Annotated in this window: 8 protein-coding genes; 3 read left to right on the top strand and 5 right to left on the bottom strand. The window is 54.2% G+C overall.

All coding sequences use genetic code 11. The annotated features are described in order from the left end of the window. Positions 1–19: 19 nt before the first annotated feature. Positions 20–823, top strand: a complete 804-nt coding sequence (gene ybgF / locus BUB13_RS12265) for a tol-pal system protein YbgF (RefSeq protein WP_072909061.1) — start codon at positions 20–22, stop codon at positions 821–823. A gap of 164 nt (positions 824–987) precedes the next feature. Here ybgF and BUB13_RS12260 read toward each other — a convergent pair whose 3' ends face one another. The 5 genes from BUB13_RS12260 to BUB13_RS12240 form a co-directional block, all read right to left on the bottom strand. Beyond that, positions 988–2,724 (bottom strand): cation:proton antiporter domain-containing protein, encoded by a 1,737-nt coding sequence (locus tag BUB13_RS12260; RefSeq protein WP_072909060.1) that lies wholly within the window; start codon positions 2,722–2,724, stop codon positions 988–990. A gap of 136 nt (positions 2,725–2,860) precedes the next feature. After that, entirely contained in the window at positions 2,861–4,609 is a 1,749-nt protein-coding gene (locus tag BUB13_RS12255; protein ID WP_072909059.1) for a DUF3373 family protein, read from the bottom strand. Positions 4,610–4,702: 93 nt separating this feature from the next. Further along, entirely contained in the window at positions 4,703–5,023 is a 321-nt protein-coding gene (locus BUB13_RS12250) for a cytochrome c (protein WP_072909058.1), read from the bottom strand. Between the two features lie 419 nt (positions 5,024–5,442). Continuing rightward, the gene (locus BUB13_RS12245) at positions 5,443–7,410 is read right to left on the bottom strand and encodes a HAMP domain-containing histidine kinase (protein WP_072909057.1); all 1,968 of its coding nucleotides are present in this window, start codon (positions 7,408–7,410) and stop codon (positions 5,443–5,445) included. Further along, a complete protein-coding gene (locus tag BUB13_RS12240) occupies positions 7,407–8,771 on the bottom strand; it encodes a sigma-54-dependent transcriptional regulator (protein WP_072909175.1) in 1,365 nt (454 codons plus the stop codon). The genes BUB13_RS12245 and BUB13_RS12240 overlap by 4 nt, the downstream gene beginning before the upstream one ends. A 383-nt stretch (positions 8,772–9,154) precedes the next feature. On the opposite strand from BUB13_RS12240, the gene fdnG reads away from it, so the two are divergent. Both fdnG and BUB13_RS12230 read left to right on the top strand, forming a co-directional pair. After that, complete coding sequence (fdnG, locus tag BUB13_RS12235; protein WP_084092067.1) at positions 9,155–12,166, top strand: formate dehydrogenase-N subunit alpha; 3,012 nt, start codon at positions 9,155–9,157, stop codon at positions 12,164–12,166. Beyond that, entirely contained in the window at positions 12,163–13,002 is an 840-nt protein-coding gene (locus BUB13_RS12230) for a 4Fe-4S dicluster domain-containing protein (protein WP_072909056.1), read from the top strand. Before fdnG ends, BUB13_RS12230 begins: the two co-directional genes overlap by 4 nt.

Raw genomic sequence — 13,002 nt, 5'->3', positions numbered from 1 at the left:
TTTGTTTCAGGAGGACGACATGCGCTATGGAGTGATTTTAATCTCTATCCTGTTGCTGACGGGCTGCGTTCCACCAACACAGGAACAACTGCGGATGGAGAAAGATCTAGCCGAGATGAAGCGTCGTCTCGCCCGGCTGGAGATGCAAGAAGCCTCGGCCGAAACCAGTGCAGTTGTCGGTGGCGACAGCCTGCAGCGTCAGGTGGCGGAACTGGTTGCCGGACTTGATACCTTGCGGGTTGATTTTCAATCAATCAATGGCCGTCTTGACGATCTTGGGCAAAACAACCAGCAACTGATCGATGACCTGCAACTGACCAAAGATGATCTAGGCTTGCAGCTCGCAGATCTGGCCGGTCGGGTAGATAGGCTGGAACAGCAACCTGTCGCTGTCCCCCCGAGCCAGCCGGTTGCACCTCAGCCGGGTGTTGAAGCCCCGGCGGTGAAAAAAGAAACTGCCGAAGAACTTTATCAGCGTGCCCTCGACCTGGTTCGCAAAGACATGGAATTTGCCGAGGGGCGTAAGCTGCTGAAGACATTTACCGATAAATATCCGCAGCACGACCTTTATGTCAACGCACTCTACTGGACTGGTGAGGCGCTTTACGGCGAGAAGAAGTACGAGCTGGCGATTCTGCAGCTGCAGGATGTTATCAGCAAGCACGCCAGCCACCCCAAAGCGCCAGCGGCCATGTTGAAACAGGGACTCGCATTCAACGCTTTGGGTGATGGTCAGAATGCGCGTACAACGATGCAGAAGGTGATCGAAGAGTACCCGGATTCACCGCAGGCTGATTCTGCGAAGAAGTTTCTTGAAAAATAACGGAAAATTTAGATAGTCGATCTCAGGGCGTCCCGGTTGGGGCGCCCTTTTTTTGTTTGCCACCAAGTCACCAAGGACACCAAGAACTGCAAATAAAATTTTACCCCAAGAAGGTTTAAGGCTTTTCTTGGTGTACTTGGTACCTTGGTGGCTATAAAGATTTGTCAACTATCCAGATTTAACTTGCGGAAAGCAGCCAGCACATCGTTCTGGCTGAGAATACCGAGCAGTTTTTTCGGGTTTTCCGGGTCGATCACCGGAAAGTAACTGATGTTGCGTTTCTTTTGGAACGTTTTTAACGCATCCCGCAGGGACGTGTCCGGCGGAATCGAATGGACTGCGGACGAGGCCAGATCCTGCGCCACCAATAGGTCGGAGAGGTCTGGGTCGAACAGCAAATTGCGAATTTCGGTGTAGTTAATCATACCGATAAAGTTACGCTCGTCATCAACGACCGGGAAGCGGTCGTAGCGACTGTGAGCGATGACCTGCAGCAGTTCCTGGAAATGGGTGCCATGATGAATTGTCTCGACATTGTGCCGCATGATATGGCGCACCAGGATATCGCCGGGGTTTTCAACGTTGTGCCCGGCAGGCAGGCCAAGGTTGATACGGAAGTGGTGGGCGACACTGTGCAGCCCCTCCATCGCCCCCTGGGGAGCTCTTTTGCGCAATACCGAGAGGATCGGCACCTCGCCCGCTTTGACCAAGCCGTGCCGAACAGCCAGCGGGCCGACCAGCTCGAAAATAACCACCGAGCCGAGTATCACGGTCTGGACCAGCGCTCCGCCTTCCGGCCACAGGTTGGCCAGAGTTGCCGCCAGACCGATCGCCATCCCCGCCTGGGCCAGCAGGGTCATCCCGATCCAGGTTTGTTCCCGTTGGCCGAAATTGCCGATTTTTGCACCCAGCCAGCCACCAGCGATTTTTCCGAGGGTGCGCGCGATAACGTAGGCCACTCCGAGCAGGCCGATATGGCCGAGAGTCTGAATGTGCAGGTTTGCTCCCGCGAGCACGAAAAAAACGACGTAAAGCGGGTAATCGATCTCATTGAGCGATTTGACCAGCCGGTGCCAGCGGGGCGAACTGTTGGCCAGCACCGCGCCCATCGCCATGCAGGTCAGCAGTGGCTCAAGGCCTATGGTGCGACTGATGGCAACAGCGCTGGTGACCCCGGCCAGCAGCAGGATTTTATGCTCGCTCCCCAGCTCCAGTCGCTGCGCCCAGACCGAAGCGAAAAAACCGAGTGCGCCACCGACAAGTAGGGGCATAGCCAGCTGGTAGCCAAGGCTGGCCAGGTTGCCATTACTGCTGACCAGCAACTGTGCAGCGATCGCAAAAGCAAACGCAGAGATCAGATTGTTCAGACCGACCAGTGTCAGCAGCACGTTGGTGACAGGCCCATCCGCTTCATATTCCCGGATGACCATCAGGGTCGCGGCCGGAGCCGTCGCAATGCCTATAATGCCGGTAAAAACACCGAACAGGGTTGATGTCTGCAGCAGGGTTAACGAGGATAAAACAGTTTGTAGAATGAATTGGTTGACGCAGAAAACTGAGAGGCCGACCAGCAGGCCCGTTGTTAAAGCTTCACCGGCAGAGAAAAGGTAGATGCGATGTTTCCAGCGGCGCAGGTTTTCCGTGCGCAGCTGACCACCGATGTTCATCAGGATCAGAGCCAGTGCGATATCAGATATAATACGCAACTCGCCCAGCGCAAAGCGGGACACCAGCTGAGGCAGACCGAAAATCCCCGCAAAGGATGGCCCTACCAGTAACCCTGCCAGCAGGTAACCGGTTACCCGCGGAATACGACAAAGCATTGCCAGGCGGCCGCCGACAAGAGCACCGAACAGCAATGTCGCCAGAGCGACAATGATCTGGATAAATTCGTTGTTCATAAAGTCCGGAAGAAATGAAAAATTCAAAGCATTTCAGAATGAATATTTAATCTACCTGAAAGGATGAGCGAAAGCCAAAAAAAAGGAGCGACCAATCGGTCGCTCCTTTTTGCTCTGATAATGTAAATTCAGAGATTTACCACTTCATGTGAACCTGTGCGTATGCATCCCAGGCTTTGTCGACAACCGGCAGTAACGAGTATGCAGTGCCGTCCTTGACGTCTTCAACCTTTTGAGGTTTGCCGACAGGTGAACCGCTACCAGAGTACTCGTAGTCATAATAGATGCCGCCGATTTTGATGAAGGCATTCCGGTTGACTTCGAAGATGTAGTAGGCCTCAGCAGCGTGACCACGGGTGGCCAGTTTGCTGCCCATAACATCATCCTGTGCCTGGGTGAACGGTGTCCAGTACTTGGAACCGTAGTTGTATTCGAGGCCAAATTTACCCATCGGAGCCGGGATCTGCATACCGACATAGACACCATAACCTTCGTTAGTGTCATCGCCGTCTTCCGCTGCAACAGGGGCTAGGTAGATTGCATCACCGTTTTCAGTCAATTGAGCTTCGAAAATAGCATCTTTACCCATGCCGCCAAACAAGCCGACCTCGCCGTTTGACTCCAGCTGAGTCATGCCGACCGAACCGAAAAAGACCATGCCGTCTAAAGTTTCGTAAGAACCATTAATTCCGAGCAGGTTGATGTCGCCAATAACGGTAGATGGGGTGTAGCGTGTCATGAAATTAAAGTTGGTGAACGCCTGAGCATCGGTATAAATAGTAGGGGCGAAAATCCGCATAAGTTCGGACGGGAAGGCGAACGAACCTTTGAAACCATCAACAACATCCATTGCACGGAAAGCCGTGATCTGGATCAGGGTCGAATCGGTGTTCATCAGATCGATATTGAATCCGCCCAAATGTGTATCAGATGTGTCCCCTTGGTTGTTAAACAATTCACCATTACCCCACTCTGACTCGTATCCTTGGCCATAGCAAAAACGGATCGCAGCCCCTTCGAGGCCAATCAGGTCCTCTGCATGGTAGCCAATGGTAATACCGTCGAAGTTGAAGTTAACCAAATGACCGGACGGGGTGCCGCCACGTTTAGTATTCTCACGATAGTTGGTTGGCGAACCATAGGTCGATGGACGACGACCGACTGAGAAGTAAAGATTGCCGTCAGCAAGGTTTGTCCAATTGAAATAAGCACGTTCAACCCGCACAAAGTCACCAGTAGTGCTACCACCGTTAGTGCCGTCCATGGTGAAGGCATCCCAGGAGTCAAACACGTTAGTGCCGACAGAGTCTCCCCAGTTCTTGTACATAGACAGACGGCCGGAAAAGCTCATGTTGTCATAGATCTTCGCCTTCATGCCGAGACGCAGGCGGGTGGTGTAAAACAGATCATTGTTGATATCGTAAGTTCTAGCTCCAGCAGAGAGGCCGGCATCCATGGTTCCTGGATGGGTTAGCGGATTATTTGGATCATATGCTCCAATCATAGCAGGCAATTGGCCTGCCAGAGTGGGATTCAATAAGCCAAATTGTGTACTAAATGCGGCCATTGCTGCCCCGTTATTAGTATTCCAATCTGGATCAGTGGTAGCCTTATGAAGAAAATCAGTAAAATTAATTTTTAGGCCTGGATTCCAGGTCACGTCCTGATAGTGCACACTATCAACAGTAGCACGCATATCACCGTACCACTGAATACGGTCAGTCGCGGTATGGCGCTCAGGGCCTTCCACGCGGTCTTCCAGGTCTTCCAGTTGCTCGACGATGTCGGCGATTTGTTGTTGCAGTTCCTCGATGGATGGTGCCGCCAGCGCCAGGCTCGGGATGAGCATCATAGCTGCCAGCATCATCAGAAGATATCTCTTCATTTTGTGGGCCTCCGATTTAGGTTTGAGGGGGGTGAAAACAGGCTCCAGTCTCAGCAGGGCACGGGAGCCTGATAGTGTTGCGCTTGTAAATAATTAACCGCAAGTCTCCGGCTGATCCGAGTCAACGGCATGGTCAAACAGGAACTGGTTGATGTCCAGCAGGTCCTGCTCACCGAAGTTGCTCCAGGAGTCGCCCGGGTGCTTGTTGTCTTTGAAGAACTTGTCCCACTGGGCCATGGTTTTGGACAGCGGAGTGACCGAGCCGCCTTCAGCACCTTCGGTGTGGCAGCTTTTGCAGTTCTTTTTGAACAGATACTTGCCCTTGCGCGGGTTGCCACCATCAACTGCCAGAGCGCTGGTGACGCTGAAAGCGAGCAGGACAAGGCCGATCATGATCAGTTTACGGTAATCCATTGGTTTATTCTCCTTTTGCTTAGTGAGCTTCTTGGTATTTGCTCATTAGTTAAAGAATATTCTCGATCGTCATTTAATAACACTCAATCAGGATATTGATCAAGAAATTTAATATAATATTTCGAATAAAGCACTATATAGCGAAGCCTATTTATCGTCTAGCTACTGGTAAAAGAAATACTCCATTTATATTAACAAGATAGCTATGTTTAAAATTGCGGACGAAAATAGTCATTTTCCCTCTTTTTTCGTGGAAAAAAGACCCTAGCGCGAAGATTTTCCCCCCGCCAAACTGGGGTGAAACACCCAGTGTATGTACTGTGCTTAATGAGGCTTCTTTCGCTATGGTTTACCTAATGCTAACAAAACTCAACCGAAATGCAGCAAAGAGAGGAGATTTTTTACCGAAATACTCTTTTTTAGTTGGCTGGGTGGTTTCCCAGGGGGAGGCAGATTAAAAAGCTGCTGCCCTGCTCAGAGCTGTCAATACTGATAGAACCACCGTGCGCCTTGATGATGCCGTAAGAAACGGACAGGCCGAGGCCGGTTCCCTGCTTTTTGGTAGTGAAGAAGGGGTTGAAGATTTTTTCCCGGATTTCCTCCGGGATGCCGGGGCCGGTATCGCTGATGCGCAGGCAGGCTTGCCGGTTGTCGATGTCCCCGTGTACACAGAGAGAGCCGGTACCGTTCATTGCCTGCAAAGCGTTGAGGACGATGTTGGTGAAAACCTGGCGAAGTCGCTCGCGGTCGCCGGGGATCAGCGGCAGGTTGTTAAGCTGAAAATCGATCTCGACCTGATCGATCGGCTGCTGATGACTGATCTGGGCGAGGATTTCTTGCAGCAGTTGCCTTAAGTCAACCTGGTCAGTGGCCAGTTCCTGCTTGCCGGCAAAATTAAGCAGGTTGCGGGTAATCAGCGAGACGCGTTCAACCTGCTTTTTGATTTCGCTCACCTCTTCCTGCTCTTCACAATCTGCCGGCAGGCTCATCTGCAGAATCTCCACGTTGCCGCGGATGATTGCCGCAGGGTTGTTGATTTCATGGGCAACGCCGGTCGCCAGCGAACCGATCGCAGCCAGTTTCTCGTGGCGCAACAGCTGCTCCTGGGTTTTGATCAGCTGCAGACTTTTTTCTTCCAGCTGCGAGGTGCGTTCTTCCACCTTCTTTTCCAGTTGCCGGTTAAGTTTCTGCAGTTCGTCATCACTTCTTTTCAGGGCACTGGTCATGTCGGCGAAGGCCATCGTCAGGTGGCCGACTTCGTCCTGCCCGGCAATCGGCAAGGGCACATTGCGCTCTCCACCGGCAATCTTCTCTGCCGACGTCGCCAGTGCCAGCAATGGCCGGGAAAGACGGCGAGCGATATAGCCGGACAGCAATCCGCCGAGCAGACAACCGAGAATCAACAGACCGAAGAGGGTCATGAAGGAGCGTGACTTCACGGCCGTCAACGGTTTTTCCAGCATGCCGACGTAGAGCGCGCCGAGGGCTTTGCCGTTATCGTCGAAGATCGGTTCGTAAGCGGTCAGGTACCATTCATCAACAACTTTGGCCCGTGCCAGCCAGAACTCGCCCCGGTTCAGGACTGCTTCCGCAACCTCTTCGGAGACTTTGGTGCCGATGGCGCGTTTGCCGTTTTTCAGCCGGACGGTAGTTGCAATCCGCTGCTTGCCGAGAAAGATGGTGGCGCTGCCGATGGCGACACCCTCAAAATCGTCATCGCCGTAAACCAGTTCGCTGATGCGGTCGATCAGGGGCAGGTTGTTATTCAGCAATGCACCGCCGTAAAGGCAGCCGAGCGGGTTGCCTTTGGCGTCGAGCAGAAGGGTTGAGGCGATCAGGAACATGCCACGTCGTTCGCTCGGAATTTTGCTCTGACCCGGTGCGAAAATCTGTGCCTTTTTCGGTAGATCTCGGCTTTCCCGGCGCAGCTCTGTTTCGCTCATCAGCACGGTGCCATGGTAGTGACCCTGCTCCAATGTCGTGGAGACGAAGTCGGCAACTTTCACCATCTGCTGGTCGTTGTGCAATAAAGGTTTGCCGTCGATCCCGGTCAGGTTGAGGATGTCCAGTTGTTCGCGCTGTTTGATGTCATCGAGGAAATGACTGATCTGGCTGATATCGTTCAGAGCAACGGCCTGCAGCAGTTCGTTTGCCCGCGCGGTAAAACGGACAACCTCGTGGAGCCGTTGCTGTTCCTGCTCAAGTACAACCCGTGCTGCGTTCAGATCGTTGCGGATCTGTTTCTGCGTCTGTTCGACGATCGATGCATTGATCAGGTAGGATGCGGCCAGCGACACCAGCAGCAGGATCACCATCAACGGGGTGACGGCAGCCAGGGTCAGTTTGCCGCGGATCGAACGGAAACTGGAACGGAAAGCATCTGTCATTCGAGAAGGTCATCCTGTTGCAGATCGAATTCCTTGATCTTGCGGTCGATGGTTTTGCGGGTCACGCCGAGCAGGGCGGCGGCGCGACTTTTATTCCAGCGGGTCTCTTTCAGTGCACGGATCACCTGCAGTCGTTCGGTGTCGCGCAGGTTAAGTGGCAAGGAGTCATTCTCGGTCTGCGGTTCCGGTGTCGCCTCAAACGGCAGATGAGAACTCTTGATCATGCCGCCGCGGGCAAGGATGCTGCACCGTTCCATGACATTTTCCAGCTCACGGACATTGCCGGGCCAGTGATAACTTTTGAGCGCGTCGAGGGCTTCTGGTTCGATCCCAAGAACTTTGCGCTGGCTCTTGTTGGCAATATTGTCGAGGAAGTGTTTCGCCAAAGGTTCGATGTCTTCGCAGCGGTCGCGCAGCGGTGGTAGCTCGATACTGATAACGTTGAGTCGGTAGAACAGGTCCTGGCGAAAGTTTCCCACATTGACTTCATCCTGCAGGTTTTTGTTGGTGGCGGCGACGAAGCGCACATCGACCCGTTTGGTTTTGGTTGCGCCGACCGGGATGAATTCGCCTTCCTGCAGCACCCGTAGCAGTTTTGCCTGCAGCGCCGGGGTCAGTTCGCCGACTTCGTCGAGAAACAGGGTTCCCTGATCAGTCTCTTCCAGTAAACCTTTTTGCGTCTGCACCGCCCCGGTAAAGGCACCTTTGACATGGCCGAACAACTGGCTTTCCAGCAATGTTTCAGAGAGGGCAGCACAGTTGATGGCGAGGAAGCGCTTGTCTTTGCGCGGGCTGGCATAATGAATGGCGGCGGCGACCAGCTCTTTGCCGGTTCCGCTCTCGCCCAGCACCAGAACACTTGAGTCGCTGTCGGCGACTGCCAGCGCCAGATCGTAAGCTTGGCGGAATTTATCGCTCTGGAAAATCGGTGCCGCCGGAACCTTCTGATCCTGTAGTTCCTTTTTCAGGGCCAGGTTTTCCTCGCGCAGATGTTGTTGTTCCAGGGTGTGCTTGACCAGGGCGAACAGTTTCTCCTGTGGAAACGGTTTGGTCAGGTAATCGTGGGCACCGATCTTCATCGCTTCGACAGCCGAATCTATGGTGCCGTGGCCGGTCATCATGATCACCGGCAGCTGCGGATGGCTGGCTTTCAGCTGTTTCAGGACTTCGATGCCGTCCATTTCCGGCATCTTGACGTCGAGCAGCAGCAGATCGGGGGTGTTGTCGATCTCCTGCAGGCTTTTCAGCAGCAGCAGCGGGCTGGAAAAGCTTTCCGTCTGGTGCCCCCAGTTCTTCAGCATCTTGCCGAGATAGCGGCGCATCCCGTCTTCATCGTCGCAGATCAGAATTTTTGTTGTCATCTGTCTTTCCGTTTTGTTGCGGCGCGAATCGTTTTCGCGACACATGTTCTGGGGGCCATGGTACACGCAATTTTCGATCCATTGAAAGCAACTTGTAGTCTTTTCAGGGTAAGCGGCCCTGTTTCCGGATTGAACGGCCGTAAACAGGGGGTAACGGGTTTGCTGATGTGGGTCATTTTGTCTTTACCGGGACAGAATGACCCAGAAAAAGGGCCCTTTGCAAAGTTGACCAGAAAACTTGTTTTACTCGGTAGAAGTCTGTTTTGTCCTGTTCTTTCAACTAATTAAAAAATTTCGTAAACAGATTGGTACATACCTTGCGCAAAGAGCAGCCAGCTTTCATAAAGTTTGATGGCAAAAAATCCACGCAAGGAGAGAAGTGAATGAGTGTCTCAAGACGAAATTTTCTTAAAGGCGGCGGTTTAGCGGCAGGTTCCATCGCCCTGACCGGCAAGCCTTCCCAGGCGAGTGTCGACAAGCCGGCGCTGCGCACCAAGGGGCTGCAGACCAGCACCACCGTCTGCCCTTACTGTGCAGTTGGCTGCGGTATGATCGTGCATCGTAAAGACGGTAAGATCGTTAACATCGAAGGCGATCCGGAACATCCGATCAACCAGGGCTCGCTCTGCTCCAAGGGGAGCGCGCTGTTCCAGGTGGCCAACAACGAACGTCGCCTGACCAAGGTACAGTATCGCGCGCCAAAGAGCGACAAGTGGGAAGAAAAATCCTGGGACTGGGCGATGGAGCGTATCGCCAAGCGGATGAAAGACACCCGCGATCGAAACTTCGTCAAGCAGGAAAAAATCAACGGCGAAATGTACACCGTTAACCGCAACGAAGGTATGGCGATGATCGGTGCCGCGGCGCTCGATAACGAAGAGTGCTACCTGCTCGGTAAATTTGCTCGTGCTATGGGGGTCAGTTACCTTGAGCACCAGGCGCGAATATGACACAGCGCTACTGTCGCCGGTCTGGCGGCATCGTTCGGTCGTGGAGCAATGACCAACCACTGGATTGATATCCAGCATGCCGATGTCATTATGTGCATCGGTTCAAACCCGGCAGAGAACCACCCGATTTCTTTCAAGTACGTGGAAAAGGCGATGGATAACGGCGCCAAGCTGATCTCCGTCGACCCGCGTTACACTCGTACTTCGTCCAAAGCGGATACCTACGCCCAGCTGCGGCCCGGTACCGACATCGCCTTTATCGGCGGCATGATGAACTACATCCTGGAGAACGACCTGATCCACAAAGAATACGTGGTCAACTACACCAACGCAGCATTCCTGGTGAGTGACGACTACAAGTTCGACGATGGTCTGTTCTCCGGCTACGATTCCGAAAACTTCAAGTACAGCAAAGAGAGCTGGGCTTACCAGCTGGACGCCAATGGTAACCCGAAGCGCGATGACAGCCTGCAGAATCCGCGTTCCGTCTACCAGCTGCTGAAGCAGCACTACGCTCGCTACACCCCGGAGAAGGTCTGCGAGATTACTGGTACCGCGATTCAGGATTACATGGAAGTTATTCGCACCTTCGCGGCCACCGGCAAGGCGGGCAAGTCGGCAACAATCATGTATGCCATGGGCACCACCCAGCACACCTACGGTACCCAGAACGTGCGTTCCTACGCCATGATGCAGCTGCTGCTCGGTAACATCGGTATCGCCGGTGGTGGTATCAACGCGCTGCGTGGCGAGGCTAATGTTCAGGGCTCGACCGACTACGCGATCCTCTACCACATTCTGCCTGGCTACCTGAAGGTCCCGACTTACGACAACAAGACCCTCAAAGCCTATAACGATAAGTGGACGCCGAAGAGCAACGATCCGCAGAGCGCCAACTGGTGGAGCAATACTCCGAAGTACATGGCCAGCCTGCTGAAAGCTTACTGGGGTGATGCCGCGACCGAGCAAAACGATTTCTGTTACGACTACCTGCCGAAGCGCAGCGGCAACTACTCCTTCATCAAGTTGATGGAGCGGCTCCAGAACGGTGGTTTCGAAGGTCTGGTCTGCATGGGAACCAACCCGATCGTCGGCGGTCCGGATGCCAGCGCTATCGCTGACGGCCTTGACGGCCTGAAGTGGATGGTCGCCGCCGACCTGTGGGAAACCGAGACTTCGGTTTTCTGGAAACGCCCCGGCGTCGATCCGAAGACCATCGATACCGAAGTTTTCCTGCTGCCGGCAGCTTCTTCGGTAGAAAAAGATGGTTCCATCTCCAACTCCGGTCGTTGGGCTCAGTGGCGTTACAAGGCGGTTAACCCGCCGGGTCATGCCGAGAGTGATGCCTTCATGGTTGACCAGTGGGTCAAGAACCTGAAGAAGATGTACGCCGAAGACAAAAAAGCCGTCTTCCCTGGTCCGATCACTGATCTCGACTGGAACTACGGTGACGGTCACGAGCCGAGCATCGATATGGTTGCCCGCGAGTGTAACGGTCAGTTCACCCGCGATGTCACCATCAAGGGCAAGACCTTCAAGAAGGGCCAGCAGGTTCCGAGCTTCGCCTTCCTGCAGGCTGACGGTTCCACCACCAGTGGTAACTGGCTCTACTGTAACTCCTATACCGAGCAGGGCAACATGATGCAGCGCCGCGGTCAGGAAGACCCGACCGGTATGGGCTTCTACCATAATTGGGCCTGGTGCTGGCCGGTCAACCGCCGCGTTCTTTACAACCGTGCTTCGGTCGACCTCAACGGCAAGCCGTGGAACCCGAACAAGCCGATCATCAGCTGGAACAAAGTCACCCGCAAATGGGAAGGCGACGTCCCTGACGGTGGTTGGGCACCGATGAAAGAAGATGGCACCAAGTCGCCATTCATCATGCTGCCGGAAGGTTACGGTCGCCTGTTCGCAGGTGGTATGGCCGACGGTCCTTTCCCCGAGCACTATGAGCCGATGGAGAGCCCGGTCAGGAACCTGATGACCAAGCAGCAGAGCAACCCTGCTGTTGCTATCCCGGGTAAAATTGATAACAGTGGCAAGTACCCCTATGTCGGTACCACCTACCGTGTTTCCGAACACTGGCAGGCTGGCGCCATGACGCGGAACCTGCCTTGGCTGGTCGAGCTGGTTCCCGACATGTTTGTCGAGATCAGCCAGGGGCTGGCCGACTGGAAGGGGCTGAAGAACGGCGACATGGTCACTGTGACCACCGAGCGGGGCAAGATCGAAGCCCGTGCCCTGGTCACCTCGCGGATCAAACCGCTGCGCGTTTCCGGCAAAATGGTCGAGCAGGTTGGTATGCCGTGGCACTTCGGCTTCAACGGCCTGGCCACCGGCGGCACCGCTAACGTGCTGACCACTGCTGTTGGTGATGCCAACACCACGATCCCGGAATATAAAGCCTTCCTCTGTAATATCGAGAAAGGAGGTCTGAAATCATGAGTAAAGTCGATACCTCAAAACAAAATGCCTTCCTGATCGATATGACCAAGTGCACCGGATGTCGTGGTTGTCAGGTTGCCTGTAAGCAATGGAACCAGCTGGAAGCTGAAAACACCGAGTTCTTCAGCGGCGAGGGGTACCAGAACCCGCCAGCGATGTCGGAGTACACTTTTACCCGCATCAAGTTCCGTGACTACGAGAAGAACGGTCAGAACGAATTCGCCTTCTACAAAGAGATGTGCATGCACTGCGACGATCCGGCTTGTGCCTCGGTCTGTCCGGTCGGTGCTTTCGAAAAGACCCCGGAAGGGCCGGTCATTTACAAAGCCGATCGTTGCATCGGTTGCCGTTTCTGCATGATCGCCTGCCCCTTCGGCGTTCCCAAGTACGAGTGGAGCAAAGGTCTGCCGCTGGTGAAGAAATGTACCGGTTGTCACGATCGGGTGACCGCTGGTCTGCAACCGGCCTGTGCGACTGCCTGTCCGACCGCGATCACTTACGGACCGCGCGACGAGATGATCAAGATCGCTGAAGAGCGCGTCGCCAAGCATCCGGACAAGTACATCCGCAAGATCTACGGTAAAGAAGAAGCGGGTGGTACCTCGGTCATCTACCTGACCAGCCTGCCCTTCGACGAACTCGGCTTCAAGAAGGTCACCCTGCGCCCGCTGCCGGAATACACCTGGCAGGCACTGCGCTTCGTTCCGGCTGCCTTCCTCACCGTTGGCGGTAGCCTCTCAGCGCTCTCCTGGATCAACCACCGTCGTGACCGCTTGAAGAATGAACAAGAAGATGCCGAGCAGGTCGATACTCCTGCTGATGAGAAGGAGGACTAA

This window comes from Malonomonas rubra DSM 5091, assembly GCF_900142125.1.
In the GTDB taxonomy this organism is placed as follows: domain Bacteria; phylum Desulfobacterota; class Desulfuromonadia; order Desulfuromonadales; family Geopsychrobacteraceae; genus Malonomonas; species Malonomonas rubra.
This window is presented reverse-complemented; position numbering and strand designations above follow the sequence as displayed.